Annotated in this window: 19 protein-coding genes; all 19 read right to left on the reverse strand. The window is 66.3% G+C overall.

The annotated features are described in order from the left end of the window. Positions 1-256, reverse strand: a 256-nt coding sequence (locus tag HYR72_15770; protein ID MBI1816436.1) for a hypothetical protein, incomplete at its 3' end; no start/stop codon positions are given. A gap of 149 nt (positions 257-405) precedes the next feature. After that, the gene (locus tag HYR72_15775; protein ID MBI1816437.1) at positions 406-1,494 is read right to left on the reverse strand and encodes a GHMP kinase; all 1,089 of its coding nucleotides are present in this window, start codon (positions 1,492-1,494) and stop codon (positions 406-408) included. After that, positions 1,488-2,912: a sugar transferase gene (locus HYR72_15780; protein ID MBI1816438.1), complete on the reverse strand. Its 1,425-nt coding sequence runs from the start codon at positions 2,910-2,912 to the stop codon at positions 1,488-1,490. The genes HYR72_15775 and HYR72_15780 overlap by 7 nt, the downstream gene beginning before the upstream one ends. Continuing rightward, positions 2,909-4,021 carry an NAD-dependent epimerase/dehydratase family protein gene (locus HYR72_15785; GenBank protein ID MBI1816439.1) on the reverse strand — a complete coding sequence of 371 codons (1,113 nt, stop codon included), beginning with the start codon at positions 4,019-4,021 and terminating at the stop codon, positions 2,909-2,911. The genes HYR72_15780 and HYR72_15785 overlap by 4 nt, the downstream gene beginning before the upstream one ends. Beyond that, positions 4,021-5,049 (reverse strand): Gfo/Idh/MocA family oxidoreductase, encoded by a 1,029-nt coding sequence (locus HYR72_15790; protein MBI1816440.1) that lies wholly within the window; start codon positions 5,047-5,049, stop codon positions 4,021-4,023. The genes HYR72_15785 and HYR72_15790 overlap by 1 nt, the downstream gene beginning before the upstream one ends. Then, positions 5,049-5,972: a sugar transferase gene (locus HYR72_15795; protein MBI1816441.1), complete on the reverse strand. Its 924-nt coding sequence runs from the start codon at positions 5,970-5,972 to the stop codon at positions 5,049-5,051. Before HYR72_15795 ends, HYR72_15790 begins: the two co-directional genes overlap by 1 nt. Positions 5,973-5,980: 8 nt before the next feature. Beyond that, positions 5,981-7,150, reverse strand: a complete 1,170-nt coding sequence (locus tag HYR72_15800; protein MBI1816442.1) for a DegT/DnrJ/EryC1/StrS family aminotransferase — start codon at positions 7,148-7,150, stop codon at positions 5,981-5,983. Then, positions 7,147-7,782, reverse strand: a complete 636-nt coding sequence (locus HYR72_15805; protein MBI1816443.1) for an N-acetyltransferase — start codon at positions 7,780-7,782, stop codon at positions 7,147-7,149. Before HYR72_15805 ends, HYR72_15800 begins: the two co-directional genes overlap by 4 nt. After that, entirely contained in the window at positions 7,722-8,858 is a 1,137-nt protein-coding gene (locus HYR72_15810; protein MBI1816444.1) for a hypothetical protein, read from the reverse strand. Before HYR72_15810 ends, HYR72_15805 begins: the two co-directional genes overlap by 61 nt. Beyond that, positions 8,851-9,876 (reverse strand): DUF354 domain-containing protein, encoded by a 1,026-nt coding sequence (locus tag HYR72_15815; protein MBI1816445.1) that lies wholly within the window; start codon positions 9,874-9,876, stop codon positions 8,851-8,853. Before HYR72_15815 ends, HYR72_15810 begins: the two co-directional genes overlap by 8 nt. Before the next feature lie 2 nt (positions 9,877-9,878). Further along, positions 9,879-10,310 carry an acyltransferase gene (locus HYR72_15820; protein ID MBI1816446.1) on the reverse strand — a complete coding sequence of 144 codons (432 nt, stop codon included), beginning with the start codon at positions 10,308-10,310 and terminating at the stop codon, positions 9,879-9,881. A 116-nt stretch (positions 10,311-10,426) separates the two neighbouring features. Next, the gene (locus HYR72_15825) at positions 10,427-12,772 is read right to left on the reverse strand and encodes a right-handed parallel beta-helix repeat-containing protein (GenBank protein ID MBI1816447.1); all 2,346 of its coding nucleotides are present in this window, start codon (positions 12,770-12,772) and stop codon (positions 10,427-10,429) included. Between the two features lie 11 nt (positions 12,773-12,783). Beyond that, on the reverse strand, positions 12,784-13,842 hold the full coding sequence (locus HYR72_15830) for a GNAT family N-acetyltransferase (protein ID MBI1816448.1): 1,059 nt from the start codon (positions 13,840-13,842) through the stop codon (positions 12,784-12,786). Further along, positions 13,839-15,704, reverse strand: coding sequence for an asparagine synthase (glutamine-hydrolyzing) (gene asnB, locus HYR72_15835; GenBank protein ID MBI1816449.1), 1,866 nt, complete (start codon positions 15,702-15,704; stop codon positions 13,839-13,841). The genes HYR72_15830 and asnB overlap by 4 nt, the downstream gene beginning before the upstream one ends. Then, positions 15,704-16,762, reverse strand: a complete 1,059-nt coding sequence (locus tag HYR72_15840; GenBank protein MBI1816450.1) for a glycosyltransferase family 4 protein — start codon at positions 16,760-16,762, stop codon at positions 15,704-15,706. The genes asnB and HYR72_15840 overlap by 1 nt, the downstream gene beginning before the upstream one ends. Further along, on the reverse strand, positions 16,759-17,790 hold the full coding sequence (locus tag HYR72_15845) for a glycosyltransferase (protein MBI1816451.1): 1,032 nt from the start codon (positions 17,788-17,790) through the stop codon (positions 16,759-16,761). Before HYR72_15845 ends, HYR72_15840 begins: the two co-directional genes overlap by 4 nt. A gap of 52 nt (positions 17,791-17,842) precedes the next feature. After that, positions 17,843-18,748, reverse strand: a complete 906-nt coding sequence (locus HYR72_15850; protein ID MBI1816452.1) for a glycosyltransferase family 2 protein — start codon at positions 18,746-18,748, stop codon at positions 17,843-17,845. After that, positions 18,745-20,235, reverse strand: coding sequence for a hypothetical protein (locus HYR72_15855; GenBank protein MBI1816453.1), 1,491 nt, complete (start codon positions 20,233-20,235; stop codon positions 18,745-18,747). The genes HYR72_15850 and HYR72_15855 overlap by 4 nt, the downstream gene beginning before the upstream one ends. Further along, positions 20,232-21,341: a class I SAM-dependent methyltransferase gene (locus HYR72_15860; protein MBI1816454.1), complete on the reverse strand. Its 1,110-nt coding sequence runs from the start codon at positions 21,339-21,341 to the stop codon at positions 20,232-20,234. The genes HYR72_15855 and HYR72_15860 overlap by 4 nt, the downstream gene beginning before the upstream one ends. Positions 21,342-21,356: the final 15 nt, after the last annotated feature.

Raw genomic sequence — 21,356 nt, forward strand, 5'->3', positions numbered from 1 at the left:
GGTCGCAAAACGAGGGGAGCTGCGCATCGACGTAAAAGCAGTGGACGTGCACCATCTGCTGTGACCGGTTGGTGATCTGAATGATCGTGTCGGTAGCCGGGTGACCGTTGCCAGTCGTGTTGAGCACCTTCGGGAAGATCAAGATGGACGCCCCTTGCTCGGTCACGACATCCGCGCGCGCGATCGTGGCCATACCAAGCGCCATCGCGAACCCGCACAGGCTTGAGAGAACCGCAGTCCACTTCACCATACGCATTGCCCTCCTCCTTTCAAAAACGACCGAGACTCATCGCCGCGCTGGAGGCGCGATTCGCAACGAGCGTGACCACAGATTCGGAGATATTCGATCGAAGCGTGCAGCCCTTCATCCAACCCATTGACCCTCACCACCATCCTCTGCCCACGCTACGGCTCCCCCAGCGTGTCGGTAGCGCACAATCTCACAAAACGCCACAAGCTTCCACCCCGTCCGCTCGCATCGAAGAACGGGTCGTTGTAGACCACTTTCGCCCCCTGGTCGTCAAACGCGAAAGACATCTCCCGCGCCCCGGCCGCCGCCAAGGCGGTGCGCAGGCCGGTCTGCCACACCTCGGGACAATCGAGGAGCAGAAACCCGCCGCCGCCCGCGCCGGTGATTTTCCCCCCGGTGGCACCGTTGGCGCGCGCCAGCGCGTAGAGTTCATCGATCCGCGGCGAGCTGACCCGCGGCGACCACCGCTTCTTGATCTCCCAGTCTTCGTGCAGCAAGCGCCCGCAGTGTTCCAACTCGCCACGCACGAGGCAGTCGTGAAACTCGTCGGCCACCTGGCGCAGGCCGTCCGGCGTCCCCATCCCGTTGCTTCCCACCGTGCGCATGGCCTCGTCCATCTCGCGCAAGATCGCCTCGGAGTTGCGCGCGCTGCCGGTGAAAAACAGCAGCAAGCGCGCCTCGAACGCGCGCAGGGTCTCGCGATCAACCGGCACCGGCTCGATGCGCACGCCGGCACGCGTGAAGCGGAAGCGGTTGAGTCCACCGAAGGCGGCGGCGTACTCATCTTGCTTGCCCACCGGCTTGCCCAAGCGCTCGCTGGCGATGTGAAAGGCACGCTCGGCCAACTCGGTGCGACTCAGCGACTGCCCCAGCAGCGTGCTCAGCGCTTTGATGACGTTGACGCACACCGACGCCGACGAGCCCAAGCCCGTCCCGGGGGGCACCTCCGACGCCAAAAACAAATTCAACCCGCGCGGCGGCCGCAACTCGCGCAGCACTTGCAGCGGAATGTCCAACTCGCTCTGTCCCGCCGGTAACTCGTCGAGTCGCGCCACGTTAGTCAGCGTTTGCAAGTCGGCCGAAATCACCTGCACGTTGTCATCGTCGCGCTCGGTCAAGATCGTGTAGAAATATTTGTTGATGGTGGTGCTGATCACCATCCCTTCGTGTTGCGAATAGTACGCGGGCAGGTCGGTACCTCCACCGGCGAAGCTCACGCGCACGGGAGTTCGCACGATCAGCATGGCAGTCGGCGCGGATCGCCCGGCAACGCCGTCGTCGGTGCGGTCGACGTATGCGTGGTGGACTCCGGCGGTGGATCAACGCGCTGGCGACCGCGCTGCGCCAGCGTCCAGACGGTCTGCAGCAGTAGCTTGAGATCGAACAGCAGCGATTGCCGCTCGATGTATTGCAGATCGAAGCGCGTCTTCTCGTCGGTCGAGTCGAAGCCACGCAAGCCGTTGACCTGCGCCAGGCCGGTGATGCCGGGCGGCACCAGCAAACGCCGCCGATGCCACGCGCTGTAGCGCTCGGCGCGCTCGGGCTCTTCCGGCCGCGGGCCGACGAGACTCATCTCGCCACGTAAAACATTCAACAGTTGCGGTAGCTCGCTCACGCTGTAGCGCGCCAACCAGGTCGGCGCGCTCGCCGGCACGGCGAAGCGCAGCAACGTAAACGGCCGTCCCATCCGCCCCACCCGCGCGTGACGCTCCAGCGCCGCTTGACCCGTCCGTCGACGCAACATCAGCGCGACCGCCGACCACAGCGAACACGTCGCCACCAGCAGCAGCGCCGCCACACTCACATCCAACGCGCGCTTGGCCGCCCGTTCCCATCCCCGCATCGAGGCGCGGCGAAACGCCAGCAGCGGAATGCCTTCGATGCCATCGAGGTGCATGCTGCTGGAGTACAGCTCGTACAGATCGGGCACCAAGCGCACCTCGATGCCGGCCGTCTGACAGGCGGTGATGAACTCGCGCAGCTCTTCGTTCTGCCCGACCGGCACGGTAAGCACGATATCGCGCACCTGCTCGCGTGCGAGCACGGCCAGCGTGTCACGCAACCCCCAATGATCCGCGCTCGCGCGCGCGCCATCGCCGCTCGACTCCTGTTGCAGCGCCCCGACCACGCGATAACCCAACTCCGGATGCAGCGTGGCGGTCTTCACCAGACTCGCCGCTGCTTCGGTGTCGCCCACCACCACCATCCGACGCACGCCGATGCCCCGCCGATACGCCCACATCAACGCGCGCTTCATCCCGACGCGCACCACCACCATGGCGATGATGTTCACCAGCCACAGGTAGAGCAGCAGCAAGCGCGAGTAGAAGAACCACTTGAGCAAGTACGACAGCGCCAGGAAGAACACCATGCCGAGGGTGACCGCGGCGAAACCGGTGAACAGCAGATCGCTGACGCGCCAGCCGCGGCGCAGTTCGTAGAGCCCGAAGTACGCGAAGATGGCGACCCACGTGCCACTCACCAGCAACACCGCCTGAGCATAGGCGAGCAACCCGGGACCGGCGCCGATGTCGCCAATGCCAGGGGCGCGGTAGCGCAGCCAGTAGGCGGTGGCGAAGCAGATGAAGATGCTGAGCACGTCACCCGCAACCAGTGCACCGACGAACAGCGTCTGCCGCCACTCACGCGTGCGACCGTTCATGACGCCACCCGGCGCACCACGCCCTGTGCGCGCATCTGGCGATCAGCTTCCGCGAAGTACGCGCCCACCTCGCCGTGCTCGCGAATCCATCCCAAGAAGTCGCGGAAAATGTCGTCCAGCGTGCATCGCGGGCGCCAGCCCAACGCTTCCAGTCGCGTGATGCTCGACACGCTGTGACGATTGTCGCCCAAGCGATACTCACCCGGCAGCACCGGCTCGATGTCCGCGCCGATCGCCCGGAGCAACGCGGCGGCATACTCGCGCACGGTTGTCGCGCGGCCGCTGCCGACGTTGAACGCCTGATAGTCCGCGCGCGCGTCGTTGAGCACCAGCCAATTGGCGTCGACGACATCGGCAATGTGGACATAATCGCGCCGCTGCGCGCCGTCCTCGAAGATCACCGGCGGCTGGCCGTTGAATGCGCGCGCCGAAAAAATGCGACAGATCCCCGAATAGCCGTTGAACAATGACTGTCGCGGCCCCTGCGTGATCGAGTAGCGTAGCGCCACCGCCGGGATGTCGTGCAACTGCCCCAACCGCAGCGCGGTCAACTCTTCGGCCAGCTTCGACACCGCGTACGCATTGCACGGGTTGTGGTCTCGCTCGTCGAGCCACAACGCTTCCGCAGGCAGTCCGCACTGCGCACAGACGACATCCCACTGCCCCGCGGCCAATCGCTCGGCTTCGCGGCCGAGCGGTTGGAAGTCCCCGTGGCGCGCGCAGCGATACTGCCCTTCGCCATAGACGGCCTGCGACGAGGCGACGATGAGTTTACGAAGCGGCCAGCGTTCTTCGACGAGGATCTCGAGGATCAGCGCCGTGCTCACCGCGTTGGTCGAAAAGAACGTGCTGAAGTCCGGCATGTAGTCTTGATACGCCGCCTCGTGAAAGACCACGTCGACGCCGCGCAGCGCGGCACGCAGGGTCGGCTTATCGCGCACGTCACCTTCAACGAACTCCACCTCGCGCGACACATGACGCGGCTTTCCCAACGGATGGACGCGCGGTTGCAGGTTGTCGAGGACGCGCACGGCGTAGCCCTCAGCCAGCAGGCGATCGCTGATGTGCGAGCCGATGAAGCCCGCGCCGCCTGTCACGAGCGCGCGCATCACACCGACCCCACTTCGCTCAAGCTCACGCTGACCGAACCCCGCGCGAGCGACTGTTCGGCGGCAGCCAGCACGCGCACCACGCGCACGCCGCTGGCGCCGTCGGCAAGCGGCGCGCTGCCGGTGCGAATGGCGCGGGCGAACTCTTCGCACTCCAGACGCAGCGGCTCGTCGTTGCTGAGCAGCGGCACTTCGACCTTCGCCGGCCGGTAGAACAACGCGTGCGCGTCGTCGTCTGTGGCCCCCGCGCGGCTGTCGAAACCCTGATCGAAGATGCGTACCTTCTCCGGCACCGTGTCGTCGTACAGCATCGAGCCCCGCGTCCCCATCACGAACAGCCGGCGGGTCTTGTGCGGCGACAGCCAGCTCACATGCACGTGGCCCATGCGGCCACTGGCGAAACCGAGGTGAACGAACGCCGCATCGAGCAAGCCATCGCGCGTGAAGCTACCGGCAAACGCAGTCACCGTTTGCGGCGCCTCACCCGCCAAGAGGATCTGCATCGAGAGGTCGTGCGGCGCGAGATCCCACAGAACGTTCACCTCGCTCGTGGGCGGGCCCAAGTTGATGCGCACCGCGTCCATGTACGCGAGATCCCCGATCAGGCCGTCGGCGAGAGCGGTGCGCAGTGCGGTCACCGCCGGGTGATATTCGAACAGGTGGCCGACGCCGACGACGAGTCCCCTCTGCGCCGCGAGCGCGACAATCTCCTCGGCCTCGGCCGCGGTCATCGCCAACGGCTTCTCGATGAACACGTGCTTGCCGGCGCGCAACGCCGCCAGCGCCAGCTCATGATGCGTCGACACGGGGGTTACGACACAGACCGCGTCGATGGCGGGATCGCTCAGGATCGGCTGATGATCCTCCGACAACGTGACGTCGGGAAACTGCTCCGCCACGAAACGCCGCCGCCCGGCGCGGCGATCGGCAGCACGGAGTACGCGACACCCCTGCACCGTGTTGAAACTGCGCAGCACGTTCGGCCCCCAGTAGCCGCAACCGATCACGCCGATGCCGAGCTCGCGCATCACGTGCCCCCACGGCCGCCGACCACCACGCGCACTGTTTCCCACAGCACGCGCAGATCGGTGCGCCACGTCCGTCCGAGCGCGTAACAGATATCCATGAAGGCCATCTCGTCGGCCAGCACGTGCCCGCGGCCGCGCACCTGCCACAAGCCGGTCAGGCCCGGCCGCACCGCCAAGCGGGCGCGCTGCCACCGCTTGAGCAATTCGTACTCGTACACCAGGCACGGACGCGGCCCGATCAGCGTCATGTCGCCGACCAGCACCGAGAACAACTCCGGCAACTCATCGAGACTGTGTCGCCGCAAGACACGCCCGATCGCGGTCACGCGCGACTCATCGACAATCTTGCCCGCCACGTTGTCTCCATCAACAAACTCCGCGAAGCGTTGACGCCGCTGCGCTTCGTCTTCACCCTCCAGTCGCATCGTGCGGAACTTGTACCACGTGAACCGCCGCCCGTCTTGCCCGACCACCTCCGCCCGGTGCAGCGCGGAGCCGGACGACGACATTCTGACTAGCAGCGCGATCAACAGCAGCGCCGGCGAGAGCAGCAGCAGCCCCATGGCCGCCACGACGATGTCGAGACCACGAGTAAGTGAGCCCGGGACGCGCGCGCCCGAGAACACCACACCGGCGAGTCCGCCAATGGATTCGTTGCGCAGCAAATCACTGATCGTCGGCAGCGCGGAGGCTTCCAACCACACCGACACGCCGCGCTCGGCGCAACGTCGCGCCAGTTGCGCCAGCCGGTCGCGCGAGATTCCAGTGGCAGCCACCAGCACACGATCGACACCAGGCGGCGGGTCCATCGCGATCGAATCGGGTGCAAGCACGTCGCCCACTACCTCGAAATTTGCCGCGCGTGCCGCGCGCATGACCGCGTGCGCTGCGTCCCCCACTCCCACGATCACAACCGCGGACACCGAGTCGCTCAACCTCCGCAGGCATCCCGCACGGCGGCGATCACCGCATCACTGTGCGCTTCGGTCATGTGCGCCCACAGCGGCAGCGACACGACTTCGCGCGCGCAGCGCTCGGCCACCGGGAACGTGCCCTCGAGTAACTCCAGGTATGCGAACCCGGGCTGACGGTGCACCGGGACCGGATAGTGCACGCCTGTCGCAATCCCACGTGACGCGAGCGCATCGCGGAAGTGTTCGCGATCCGGCACGCGCACGACGTATTGATGATAGACCGACTCGCGACCCTCGGCGTGGCGAGGCAACTGGACGCGCAAGCCGGCCAGCCGCTCGTCATAGCGCTGCGCCCAACGCCGACGCGCCACGTTCCACTCATCGAGTCGGCGCAACTTGACGCGCAACACTGCCGCTTGCAGCGCGTCGAGCCGCGAGTTGCCGCCGTCGGGCAGCACGTGGGTGTACTTCTCCGTCTGCCCGTGATCGGCGAGCAAGCGGATTTGTTCGGCGACGGCGGCATCGTTGGTCGTCACTATGCCGGCGTCGCCCATCGCACCGAGATTCTTTGACGGGAACAAACTGAAGCCGGCAACGTCGCCGAGCCGACCGACACGACGCGACGCGCCCGCCACTATGCAGCGCGCGCCGACCGCTTGCGCGGCGTCTTCGATGATCCGCAGCCCGTGCTGCCCGGCCAAGCGCATCAGCCCCTGGATGTTCGCCGGCAAGCCATACAAATGGACCGGCATGATGGCGCGCAACGTCGCACCGCTGCCCTTGACCACGCGCCGGCCCCCGCGCGCTTCGGTCTGCTCGCGTACGAAGCGCTCGGCGGCAACGACATCGAGCGTGAAGTCGGCGTCGGCGATGTCGACGAATACCGGCTGCGCACCGACTTGGATGATCGCCTCGACGCTCGCGACGAACGTGAACGGTACCGTGAGCACCGCATCGCCGCGGCCGATGCGGCAGGCTTGCAGCGCCAAGCGTAACGCATCAGTGCCGTTGCCGACGCCGACCGCGAAGCGCGCTCCGCAGTAGTCCGCGAATTCTTCCTCGAAGCCCGCAACCTCCTCGCCGCCGATGAATCGCGAAGAGCGCAGTACGCCGGCGATCGCGGCGTCGATCTCAGTGCGCAATTCTTCGTACTGCGCGTGCAAGTCGGTGATGGGGACGTGCGTCATCGCCGGGCCTCTTCAATCCCACCGCGAATCTTCCGATACTGCCGGCCACACTCACACAGGGCGCGCTGGCGCACAAACCGCAACGGTGCGGCGCAACGACAGACCGAGCCACGGCTGCGTGCAGGGTTGCCGATCACCAACGTGAAGGCCGGCACCGACTTGGTGACCACGGCGCCGGCACCCACCAGCGCGTAGCGCCCGACTTCGAGTCCGCTCAGCAACGTGGCATTCGCGCCGATGCTGGCGCCCTCGCGCACCACCGTGCGGCTCGGCTCATGGTGGTACACGCGGCTGCGCGGTCGCGTGTCATTGGTAAACGCCACGTTGGGACCGATGAAGGCTGCGGATTCGATCGTGACCCCGGCCCAGATCGACACGCCATTCTTGATCACGACGCCGTCACCGATCGTCACCCCCGTTTCGACAAAGCACTGTTCGCCAATGTTGCAATCGGCGCCGATCCGCACGCCGGCCTGGACGTGGGCGAAAGCCCACACTCGTGTGCCCGCGCCGATCGTGCTCGACTCCACCAGCGCGCGCGGATGCACATACGGCGCCGCGGAGCGCGCGGCTACCAGCCCAACTCGCCGCGGTCCAGTCGGATTACGCCGGGTCGCAACTCGTTGCGCCATGTACCCCATTCAATCGTCGTGTCGATCGTCCCATCCGTCTGCCAATGCGCCGCGGCGCGGGCGCGCCACCATTGGGCGACCTCGCGCGGCAACGCGTGCCAGCACTTTGCTTGTTTGGCGACCCATTGCAAGGTGCGCGCGTAGGCGTCACGTCGCTCAGGCCGATTCAGATAGTCGGGATGCGTCAGCATCAGCGCCATGCCGCGATAGCGCTCGATCAGCTCCAGCTTCTCGATCCACAGCGCCGCCGCATCGAGCCGCAACTTCTCGAACAGCGTAAAATCCTGCGGCAACGTGTACGGCAACTCGACCAGCCGGCCGAGGAAGAACGGCCACCAACTGCACGTGCCGCCCGGCTGCGGTTCGAACGGGTCGGTGTCGAAGTATGAGGCGTCGTAGTCGACCGCAATCTCCTGCAGCCAATCGGCGCGCCGCAGCGTCGCCGGACTGCGGAAGCCGACAGCGCCACAGCGGCGAACGTATTCGTTGATGCGCGGCAGACGGGCGTCGAAGATTGCGCGCGACGCGAACAGCCGGCCATCGTGCCTGAGTCCGTGAACGCCGACCTCGAATCCGTCTTCCACCAAGCGCGCCAACTTCTCCCAATCGACCGGATACAGTTCCGGCACCACGAACCACGCCGAGCGAAAGCCGAGGTCGCGCTCGATGCGCGCGATCTCGCCGATGCGCGCAAAGCCGTCGGCACTATCCACGTCGTGGGTGAGGACGAAGGCGAACTGACGATCGCCCGGCCACAATCCGATGTACCGCAGTTCCGCGCGATCGGCCATCACCGAACTCAACGCGCGCTGATGAAATCGGATCAGACTCAGCTCGACCGGCCAGCGCGGGAAACGCGTCACATCGCAACGCCGCGCTTGCCAACGCTGCAGCGCGCGCCGCAGCGCCACGGGAATGATCGGCCGCAGCCGATAGTACGCATGACGCAGCGACGGCATCGGCGGCACGTGACGTTCGAGCAAGTAACCCTCGAACGCATCGTCGACCTCCGATCCGAACGGCCCCCCGTCGCGCACCTTCCAAAAGCCCGCGAGCGTGTTCGCGTCTTCAGGCATGGCTCAGAATCCGCGCGACAACGACCTCGACCAAGTCGCTCCGTCGTGGTGGCAGTGTACGTTGCGCTCGCGCCGCGACGATCGGCGTCGAGTTCAATTCGCTCGCGGCGCGAATACGCCGCAGCCGCCCGAGCGATTCGAGATGCGCATCGAGCACACCTGGCGTTCCTCGAAAGATGCTGATCGCCGGGACGCCGAGCAACGCGGCTTCGCGCGCCATTGTGCCGCCACCGGAAATCACCAGATCGGAGTGCCAGATCAGATTGAGCCCGTCCACTGGCCGCTCGGGAGTGCGCACGCTCGGATCTCCGCCACACACCGACGCGATCTGGGCGCGCTGCGTCGCATCGCGGGCGGTGATCACGAGTTGCGTCTCCGGATTGCGGCGCAGTGTCACCAACACATCGAAGAACAACGCATTGCCTTCATCGCTGGCGTAGTGCGCATGAAACGACGGCGGACGGATCGTCACGATCGGACGCGTCGGATCGAGGGTCAGCGCCGCGTAGATCGCGTTGTCAGGACTGAAGTCGGTGAGGTACAGCTCCTCCTTGAAGCCATCGTACGGCGTGACCTTGGTGAGATCCGCGCCGACTGGACGGAGGTACTGTTCCAACAACACGCGCGGCACCAACACTTCGCAGGCGAGCCGATGCACCAGCAACTTCGACGCGTGTTCGTAGTCGTAGCCGGTGAGACACGGAATGCGCAGCAGCGCCGCCGCCGCCAGATGCGGGCGGACGCCATGGCTGACCGCGACGTCGACCCCGCGGCCGCGCGCGAAGCGCGCAAGGGCCAGTGCCCGCGTCGCCACCGCCGCCGTGCGCGCCAACCGCGAGCCGCCGGCAACGCCGCCCACGACCGTGAACCGTTCACTCGCCGCCTCCAGCAGCGCCACCGCCTCGCCATAGTCACGAACCGTGATCAGCGTTTCGGCGCCACGCGCCCGCAAGGCTGGCAGCAGCGGCCGAAAGAACCACGCCTGTGGCGCGTTCTCGATGTCGATCCAGACTCGCAGGGCTACACCAACGGTTTCGCCGGCACGCCGGCCACCACCGCTTCATCCGGGACGTCCTTCGTCACCACCGCACCTGCGCCCACAATCGCGGCGCGACCGATCGTCACGTTGGGCAGGATGATCACGCCGGTGCCGATCCACGCGTCGTCTTTGATCTCGATGCGGCCGCGAATCGGCTTGAGGCGCTCCATCAGGCGCGAGAAGTTGGCGTCGGACGAGGTGACCAGCGTGACGCGTGGTGCGATGGCCACGCGATCGCCGATGACGAGCTTCTCCGAGAAGTCGGAGAGTTCTTCGATGACCAACAATTCCTCGCCGATGTAGACGTCACGGCCGATGCGATGACCGCACGCGCGCAGCAATGCGATGCGCAGCCGGAAGCCAGGCAACCAGCGCGCCATCCACTTGCAGAGTCGTTTAACGAAGACGCTCATCGTGGTCCGTGCTCGTGGCTCGTGGTCGTCCGAAGTTCCCATTCCGCAATCCCCAATCCGCATTCCGCAATTCCGCAACATTCCGCATTCCGCAATCCGCAATCCGCACTGGCAAACTATTTCACCACCACATCCGTCGCGCCGGTGTTGTACACGTCATCCGTGCGGGCGTTCCACTCGTTGCCATCGAGGTGCACGTCAGTGATGGCACCGGGACGCTCGGCGTCGAAGATGACGCCGTAGCGCAGGTGCGGCGGCGCGCTCTCGTCGGTCACTTGATTGGAGCGCAGGCGATGGCCGGCGCTGGTCGTGCCGATGCCGTCGATCATGAAGCGAAACGCGGCCCCCACGGGGTGACGCCCGTCCATCCAGCGGTCAGAGAGATTCAAGTTGCGGAACACGTTGTCGCTGGCGGTGAGCCGCTGCGGCACCGGCACGCCGACCATACTGAAGTCGGTCACCAACACGCCGTCGCCGCCGCAATCGCCGATCACGTTGCCGTGCAGCACCGTGTCGGTCACGTCGCCCGACAGATGAACGCCGAGACTATTCGGCGTGCGCTCGCAATCGATGCGATTGTGCGCCAGCGTCAGCGACGTGATCGGTGCGGCCCCATTGACGTATACACCGACGGGCGGCTGCGCGTGGGTCGCGGCGCCGAGGGCGATGACGTTGTCGGCAACGAGCAGGTTGCGCGTGCCCGCCCGCGTTGCGGCGCCGGACGGGCGCGGCGGCGTGATCAGGATGCAGCCGCTCGCGGTCCCATCGAACTGGCAACCATCGACGACGTTGCCGCTGACTGTGGTATTGCTCGAACTCACGGCGATGCCCGCGGCGCGACTTGCACTGACGGTGTTACCGGTGATTGTCACCGCGCGCATCTCGGTGTCCGCCAGTCCGCCGCTCGCGTTGTCACTGATGATCCCACCGGTGTCGCTGCAGGTGTTGCCGCTGATCGTTGTGCGACCGCTGTCGTGCGCGTTCTGCCCTTCGAGCGCGATGCAGGCACCACGCAGATGGCTGATGGTGTTGCCGGTGATCGTGTTCTCACTGGCGCCGCCGGCGGCCACGACGATGCCGTACATCTCGCCGTAGCCGTCGCCGACGATCAGATTGTTGGCGATGATCGTGCGAGTCTGTTGCGCGTCACCGACTGGATCGGAAAACGGCGCGTTGCGCGCCACGTTGATGGCGTTACCGACGCCGCGACCCGGGAGCAATCGGCCGTGATCATCGCTCTGCGCGCGGCCGCGGGTGCGCTCGATGCGAGAGTCCTCGATCCGCACATCGGAGCAACTCAGCGCACTGAGCCCGCCGCGCAAATTGTTGCGGATCGTCAGACCGCGCAACGTCAGCTCGTCGGTGCTCCAGGCCATGATGGAAAAATTCCTCACGTCATCGGGCGGCGGCGTGGCTGCGGTTTCGATCTGTCCGCTCATGTCCCAGGTACACCCTTCGATCGTCACATCGTGCAAGCGATGGATGCCTACGTTGTCGCCACTCCCGCCAAGAATCGCAGGGTTCACCAGCACCGCCGCCTGACTAAAGCCGTGCGTCACCCGAATCGTCGTCGGAGTCGCGCAGGCCAGCGTGACCTCGGGTCGATCGATGACGATCATCGTCGCCTGCTCGTAGTCGCCCGGCGCAATCTCAATGCGCTGGGCGGGTGACGGCAGCAGCTCGCCGTCGTCATGCAACGCGCCGAGCGTGTACGCGCTCCCCGGCGGCAGCCCATGCACCTGCAAGCGTTCGCGGTTCGGACCCGTGCTCGCAAACACAGCGAACGTCAGCCCGGACAGGTCCGGCGGCGCGACGCGCAGGCTCTGCATCGCGGCAACGTGGAGTTCTTGTTCCGCGCCTAGCATCACTAGCCGCTCGCCGGAGTAAGCCGCCACGAGAACGCGGACGATCACCGGCGGGCCCGGTCCGTTAGGATAGTAGGGCACCTCGCTGGTGCGGCGATTGAAGAACTCCGTCGGATCAATCAGCCGGACGATCGCGCCCGGCGCGAGTTCTTGCGCTTGCAGCGTCTCTGCGCCAGCGCGGCCGGCGTAGACCGTGTAGCTGCTCACCGTTGGCGTCGCCGGCGGCAGCGTGATCTCTACTACTTGATCGACCCCAACCGTCACCCCCAGCGGCGCCCCAGCAGCAACCTCCGTCCCATCAACTGCGACACCGGCGATGATCACGCTGTACTCACCAGGCTGCAGTGCCGTCACGTTCTTCGGCACCGCGCGCACCGTCGCATTCGCCGGAAGTTGCGCGATCAGCGCGCCACCCATCACGTCCATCGTCGCGTCGGGAGCTAACACGCCCGGCATCGCCGTCAGCGCCTGATTCACCGCCGCCCCGAGATCGTGGCCGGCATGGGTGCGATCGATTGCGGTCACGTTCGCCGATGCAGCGGATGCCACCTGCACCGCGAGCATTGCCGCAATCATTGCCACAATCTTGGCAATCATGTCCTGTAACGTCACGCCAACGCGCGGTATACCAAGCCGCCGACCAGTCGCGTCACTGGCAGCGGCAGGTGGCGCCACACGGCCCGCACCGCACGCAGACGCGGCGAGTCTTCCGATTCCGCACCGACCCCGACGACACGCGGAAAGTAACTATGCGGCAGCGCCACCGCCTGCGCACCCCAACTGCGCTTGAAGCGCACCAAACCGGCGTTCTCGCGCACCGTCTTTCCCAAATCGATCTCCGTCAGACCCGCCGCGTGGGCCCACTCGATCGCATTCCACAACACCAAACTGTTCGGCTGTGACGCCAATGCGCCCGGATCGCTGGCGCTGAACTTGTAGTAGAGTCGGCTTCCATGGCGCAGAAACACTGCGCTGGCGATCACGCGCCCCGCAGCCGTTGCCTGCACGACAAATCCCGCGTCGCGCGCGAAGAATTCCCGCCACAACAGTTCGAAGAAGCGCCACGGCTGCACCGGCACGCCGAGCTTGCGACGCGTCAGTTGGTGCAAGCGATAGAACTCCGCCAGCGCCGCCTCGCTACTGGCGCGCGCCGCCGTCACACCATCGCGCAACGCCCGCTTGCGTCCCCAGCGCACCGAATCGGAGAAACCGCGCACGAGATCGCACAGCGACTGATCGAGAGGCAACAGATAGAGATCGTTGTGCGTGACCGTGGTGAAGTCGGCCGGCTGAACCGTCGCGCCGCGAACCTCCACTGTGCGCCAGGCCTGTCGTTTGGCATCGCCCACAACCATCGCCAAGATGGCCGGCATCGCCTCCGGCGCCCCCACCGGCGCAGCAAGATCAGAAAACGGCAACGCAACGAAGCGCCTCCCGCGCCACGCGCTGCCAACTTCGAAACCAGGCAGCCCACCGACGACCCGTGCCCCTTCGACCGCGAGATAGTATCGCGACGGGAAGCCGTAGGTCTGCGCTAACACGCGCGCCCACGCGGTCGAGTGATAGAGCGTGGCTCCCGGCAGGGTCTCGACGTCGCGCCACCGCGGGTCACTGAGCGGATCAATGTTTTCGACCGTGATCATGCGGTCGCCAGTGCGCGTGCTCATCCCTTCACAAACTCGCGATGCCATAACTCAAACGTCAGCAGCCCAAACACCTGCCGCTCGTAGTTCTCCGCGCCCGAGTCGTGCGCGGCCAGAATGGCATCGACACCTTCAGCCGCGAAGTGCGCACGCCAGACGGCGTTCGGCGCCAGCAACGTGTCGCGCACGACGTCGCGCAACTCGTGCCGAAACCAACGTGCTGTCGGCACGCCAAAGCCCATCTTGCGCCGCTGCACGATGCGCTCCGGCAGCCACGCCGACACCGCACGCTTGTGGATGTACTTGCGCTCCATGCCCTTGAGCTTCAGTTCCGCCGGTACGCTCTCGGCCAATGCCATCAGATCGAGATCGAGAAACGGCACGCGCGCTTCGAGCGACCAGGCCATCGCCATCTTGTCGCCATAGAGCAGCAGATCGTCGGCCAGCGACAAGCGCGCGTCGATGTACATCAACTGCGACAACGGATCGAGGTGCTGCACACCGTCGCGCCAGCGCGCGATCGGCGCTATCAGTTGCTCGCGCGCCAGTCGCGGACGGTCGCCGTGCAGCTTCGCCATCATCGGCTCCGGCAGCAGCGCGTAGAGGGCCAGAAACCGCGTCGCGTCTTCCGCGTTGCCGAGCGAACGCACCGCGCGCTTCAGCCGTTGCTGCCCCGGCAAGCGCTCCACCAGCGGCGCCACCACGCCGTCACGCACAAGCGCCGGCAGGCGGCGGTACCAAGCACCGTAACGCTCGCCGAGGTAGCGATGATAGCCACCGAACGGTTCGTCGGCGCCCTGCCCGGTCAGCACCACCTTCACCACACTGCCGGCCAAGCGGGCCAACGCGAACAGCGGCACGATCGACGTGGTCGTTGTCGGCTCTTCGAGGTGGCGGACGCAGACCGGCAGCAGATCGCCAAACTCTCGCGCCGACAGCGTCACCTCGTGATGCTCGGTGCCAAGCCACTCGGCGACCTCGCGCGCCGCGCCCAATTCGCTGAGCGGTTCATCACCAGCAAAGCCGACGCAGAAGGTTTGCACGCGGGCACCGGCGCGCGCCATCAACGCGGTGATCGCTGATGAGTCAACTCCGCCGCTGAGCAGCGCGCCGACGGGGACGTCGCTGACCAGTTGCCGATTCACCGCGGTAGTGATGCGCTCGCGCAACGCGTCGACATAGTCGCTCTCGCTCGCACCGTTCTTCGCCTGCGGCACCGGCGACCAGAAGCGCTCGCAGCGCACCCCGCGACGGTCGCAGACAACGCGGTGCCCCGGTGGCACACGCCGGACGCCGCGCAGCAATGTTTGCGGCGACGGCACGAAGCGGTAGTGCAGGAACAACTCGAGCGCGTCGGCATCGACCGCCGCCGTGATCCGCCGCGATGCCAGCAGCGCCTTGATCTCTGAACCGAACACCACCTCGCCACCGGTGTCGGCGAAATACAACGGCTTAATGCCGAAGTGATCGCGCGCCAGCAGCAGCCGCTCTCGCACCTCATCCCACAGCGCGAACGCAAACATGCCGTTGAAGCGCGTGACGCACTCATCGCCCCACTCTTCGTAGCCGTGGACAATCACCTCGTTGTCGCTGCGGCTGCGAAAACGGTGGCCGTGCGACTCGAGTTCCGCGCGCAACTCGCGGAAGTTGTAAATCTCTCCGTTGCAGACGAGCCAGACGCGCTCGCTCTCGTTGGTCATCGGCTGATGCCCGCCGGCCGGATCGATGATGCTCAAGCGGCGATGACCGAGCGCCACCGGCGCGAGCACCCGGTAACCTTCATCGTCAGGTCCGCGATGCACGAGCGTGTCGGTCATCCGCCGAACGAGAGACAGGTCCGGCGGTGGCGCTTCGCCGTAGGCGAACACGCCGGCGATTCCGCACATCAGCGGTGCTCCTCGGCGCTGATGGCTGATGGCTGATCGCTGATGGCCGGATGGCGCTGAGCCGCCGCCGATTTCGGCTGCCCCGCCACCGATTCGTACACGGCGACCAGTCGCTCCGCGATGCGCGGCAGCGCCACTAGCTCCGCGCGCGCGCGGCCGTTGCTCCGGCGCGGCGGATCGAGCACAGCCTGCAACCCCACCGCCACCGCCGCCGCATCGCGGGCGACGATGGAACAGTCGGCGGTGTCGCCGATCATCTCGCGTACGTCGCCGACATCAACCGACACGATCGGCAGATTGCACGCCAGCGCTTCCTTCACCACCACCGGCCCGCCCTCCCAATACGCCGTCACCACCAACGCATCGGCGGCCGCCATGTACCACGGTACCTCGTCGTACGGCACGACCGCTTCCGGTTGCGAGTGGGTACAGACCAACTCGATCGGATCGTGACACGAACGATTCAATTGATCGACGGCGGCCCGCGCGACGGGAAAACACTTTCGCGGGAACGTAGGATTGGCGGCGAAGAAGACGTAACGCTTCGCCGGATCCCAACCGAGGCGCGCGCGCGCCGCGTCGCGATCGCGCGGCACGAACAGGCTGGTGTCGACTCCGCACGGGATGACGTGAACGTCGGCGCGATCCAGCACGTCGGCCATCTCGCGCGACACCGCGATCACCGCATCGACGGAGCGCGCCATGCGGCGGTGGATCTGCACCCACAACCGGCTCCACGCGGTCGCGTGGCCGTGGGCGTCGGGCGTGCCGAGCAAGTCGTCGCCATGAAAGGTCACCACCGACGGGCAGCGCGACTGCGCCGCGGCGACGATACCGGCATAGCCGTAGTGCGCGTGGACGACATCGTATTCATGCTGCGCGAGGTACGCACGCAGGCGCGGAATCGCGCGCGCGTACTTGCCGCGCTCGGCTCGGTGAATCACGAACGAGTCGACGGTCAGCCCCGCTTCTCTCAACGACGCGATCTGCGACTGCAACCACGGATCGAAGCCGCTCTCGTCGAGCGTGCGCGAGCCACCGATGACCAGCAGTTTCATACGCGCCGCCCCGCCACCACCGCGTCGTACACCTGCGCAACTTCGTCGGCCATGCGCGTGGCGGTGAACCGCTGTGCAACGCGCTCGCGCGCGCGCGCAGCGAGCGCCTGCCGCCGGCCCGGATCGCGCAATAGCTCGATCACGACGTTCGCCAATCCGGTCACATCGCCCGCCGCGACCGACTCGCCCGCGCCGGCCGCGATCAGTTCGGTCACGCCACCGACGCGAAAGGCCGCGACCGCAACCCCCGCTGCCATCGCTTCGAGAATCGCCAGCCCAAACGTCTCACGTTGCGAGGTCGAGACCAACACATCGAGCGTTGGATAGACTCGGTCGATATCCGCGACGGCACCGAGCATCTGCACACGGGCGCTCAAGCCCGCCGCGACCACGTCCGCCGCGACACGATCGCCTTGCGATCCATCGCCGACAATGACGAAGCGCGCGTCGGGCACGGCGGCGGCAACCTGGGACGCCATGCGCACGAAGTCGCGGCAACCTTTCTCCGGTTCGAGCCGACCGACGAAGCCGACGGTTGAGCGCAATGCGGAATGCGGAATGCGGAATGCGGAATGCGGAGTCGATAACAGGCCGTGATGGATTAGCCGTAGCTTCGCGTCTGGAATGCCGAGGGTGAGCAGTTCGCTGCGGGTGGCGTTGGAGTTGGCGATGAAGCAGTCCACGAAGCGCGACAATAGCCGATAGCTGGCGCGCTGGTCGAGTCGCCGTTGCGCCAGCGAGAGATGCTCGGTGACCACGAGCGGCACGCGCGCCAGCCCGAGCGCGAGAATCGGTGCCGCCGCCATCGTCGAATGATCGTGGACGAGCGCGAAGTCGCCCGCGCGAACCACGCGCAGCAAGCGAAGCGCACCGAGAGGATCGTAGCTGCGCCGCATACCGAGAACGTGAATCGGGATGCCTTCCGCCGCAAGCTCGTCCGCGATCGGCCCGCCGCGCGAAAGGAACGCGACGGTCTTGGTGAAGCGCTCCGGCAGCGCGCGCACGAGAGTCGCGAGGTGGCGTTCCATGCCCGCCCGCGCCCCTTGCCAGGCGAGAAAGAGGACGCGCACCCGCGCCGAGTCAGGCGGCGGCATCGGAGACGTTGACTGCACGTTGCAGCGCCCCGCCCAGCCACTTCGCTCCACGGACCGCGGCCACCAACGCGAGGTCGAGCATGCTCGCGACTGCCAGCACGCAGAATGCGCCGAGGCCGTGGTATCGGCGTGCATAGGTGAGCAGATCCTGAACAGTGAGCCAGCGCAGCCACAGCCGCGGTGCCTTGCGCGTGCTGGTCGAGCCGTGATGGCACACACGCGTCACCGGACAGTATTGGACACGCCAGCCGGCCGCCCACAGGCGATGACAGATATCGTCCTCGGTGAAGTAGAGACGGTAGCGCTCGTCGTACCAACCGATGCTCTCGATCGTGGACCGGCGCGCGAACATGCATGCGTCCGAGATCACGTCGACGTCTATCGTCTGAGTCGGACTCTTCGTCGCCGCGGGCACGCGGCGTTCGCCCCACCATAGCCACGGCTGCAGCGAACCGAGCAGATGAAAGAACCCGCGCCGACTCCACCAGTGCGGCACCTCGGTTGTGCCATCGGCGGCATCGCCGACGATGGTGCAGATCGCCGCGCCCACGTCGGGTCGCGCACGTAGCTCGGCAACCATCGTCGGCGCAGTGTCGGGTTCGAGGACGGTATCGGGATTCAGCACCAGTACGAACTCGCCGCGCGCGGCGCGCAGGGCTTGATTGTTCGCCGGCGCGAAGAACACATTGCTCGGATTGCGAATCACGCGACAGAACGGAAACGCTTCGGCCCGCAACGCGCTGTCATCGCGCGAGGCGTTGTCGACGACGATCGCTTCGACCGCAATCCCGCGCTGGCGTCCGACCGACTCGAGACACTCGGCGATGGTATCCCCCGAATTGAAGGTGACGATGCATACGGACAGCGTCGGCGCCAGGTCGGCCATTGTCATGCGCCGCTACTCGCGGCGCGCGAGAACCTGTACTGCCGCTCGATCATCGCCATCAGGAGCGTTGTCACCATCACATACGGCGCGTATGCGAACGACAGCGAACTGAGACTGAGAAATTGCACGGTGAAGCACACGTGGCAGCCGGCCAGCGCCGGACCGAGCGTGCGGCCATTGTGATCGCGCGCGCGCGTCGCCAGCCACCAGCCGCGACGCACTACCAACCAAGTGAACCACGCCACCGCGATCATCCCCACTCCGCCGAGTTCGGCGAGCACTGTCGCGACCCCGTTCTCGCCGCCGAGCAGTGTGAACTCGCCGGCGGGTGCTTCGGCGGCCATGGCCAGATCGATTGCATGCGCCTGGGTCGTGACGAAGCCGAGTCCCCAGATGAATGTGAGCGGATCGTCGGTCATCAGACCCACACGCGAGGTCAAGATGTCGACGCGTTGACCGAAAGTGCCGCCGACCTCGCTGAGATCGGCGAACGTGGAGGTGAAGCGATCGCCAAACACCTTCAACGCATCGCCGAGGTCGCGGCTGGCGACCTGGGCTTCGAACACGCTCAGCACCGCCAGCGCCACGCCAGCGCCGAAGGCGAGTTGGGCCGCGCGCCAGCGCGGGAACTGCCGGCCGCGACGCATCGCCCACCACAGCCACGCCGAACCGACGATCACCGCGAGCCAGCCGTTGCGCGACAGATCGACGAGAATCCCGACCGCGGTCACACCGAGTACGGCGGTGGTCCATCCGCGTGCGCGCCCACCAGCCGCGAGCGTGCGCGCCAGCGCGTCGAAGAACGCCAGGATGATGAGCGGAAACGCCGGCGAGTACGGCCGCGTGAATTCCTCCGCGGTGGGAAACAGTCCCGTCACCATGCCGCCCGACAACCACTCGGAGCCGGTGAAGAACACGCCGATGACAACCAGCGCCGCCGCGGCGCCGGCGGCCTGACAGCCGCGCATCACCAGTTGCAGCCGCCGCGGGTCGGTCAACACGTAGAAGGCGACGAAGAACGTTCCATAGAAGAGGTAGCGACGGCCGGCGCGAAAGCCGAGACCGAGCGGCACACCATCGCGGAGATTCGGCACGACGATGTTGAACAGCGCGAGCGCGATGATCAGCGCCACTGGCCACACGAACGGCGACCGCAAACGCGCGATGCGGAAGCGGCCGGTGGCGAGATCTTCGAGAAATGGGATCGCCAGCAACACGAACGCCAGGTCACTGACTTTGAAGAGCCCGGGGATACTGAACAGCTCAGGGTCGATGAGGCCGAGAAAATTCGTCTGGGCAAGAATCGCGAAGCCGAGCGCGAATTCCGGGCTGAGACAGATCGCGGCGAGCACGACGAGAAACAGGAGTAACAAGATCGCCGACCAGGTGCTGAAGCGGCCGACGATTCCGCCGACGATCACCGCCGCACCAATCGCCAGTGCGGCGTGTGTCAGCAGCCGCCGCCGCGGCATCACTGGTTCGAGGATCGTCATGTCGCACCGATTCCGCGCGGTCGCCACACGCGCTTGAGCGCGCGCTGTGCCAGCGTGAGATTCACTACCGGTTTCTGCACGCACGCGCCGCACACCAGCGCGGCAAAGCCCCAATCATCGAAGTGCGGATCCGGCACGTACACGCCGCCACAAATCGAGCAAGCCGAGGCGAGCGTCGGATACTCACGCTGCAAATGCTGCCAGTAGACACTTCCGATGCGCGCCGGGTTGTAGGCCGCGATGACATCGCCGGGCAGCGCCGCGCGGCAGCCTTCGCACAATCCGACGGCAACATCCGCACACGGTGCCGACGGCGTACCGCAAACGAAGCACGCCATCTGATGCGGCGTGGTTTTGATTCCCACGGCGATCGCTAGTCCACCCCACCGACGCAGCCCCGTCTGTTCTGCGTGGTGCAACGCAGCGTACCAGCGCGGGCCGACACCGAGCGCCCACCCTGGATAGATCAGATCGACAGCGCCGCAGAAGAGCAGCGTGAATCCCGCGCGCCGCAGCACGTCGCCGAGGGCAGCCGGCGCGAGCGGCTCTTCGTGCATCGTCTCATCGGGCCGGCGCGCGCGCCCGATCAATGACGCGACCGCGCGCTTCGCGTGATGAACGTAGCCATCAAACGCGCACGCGCTCGGCACTTCGACGATTGCAATCCCACCAGGTTGCAACACACGGTACGCCTCGCGGATCGCGCCGTCGGGACCTTCCGGAAAGTGCTCGACCACGCCGAGCGAGATGTAGCCGGCCAGCGAATCGTCGCGATACGGCAACGCGCGCACGTCGGCCGCGTTGAACGCGCCGGAACCCACCGCCCGCGCACGCCGCGCCCAGCGCTTTGCCGCTTCCAGTGCGGGCAGCAACCGCTCGCAGCCAATCGCGCGCAGGCCAAGACCACGCAGATAGAAGACGTAGCGACCGAGCCCGCAGCCGGCTTCGACAATGGTGCCGTGGCGCGGCAGGAACTTCAGCAACACATGGCGCAGGCCGTAGAAGTCGGCCATCGCAATTTCGCTGTCGACACTGTGGCCGCGCCAGAATTCGTCCCACTCGGCATCGGCCGGTGCGGCAACACCGCGCGGCTCCGCTCGATGCATCGCGGAGGAGGCCAT

The sequence above is a fragment of the Deltaproteobacteria bacterium genome, from assembly GCA_016178705.1.
Taxonomy (GTDB): Bacteria; Desulfobacterota; Binatia; order HRBIN30; family JACQVA1; genus JACOST01.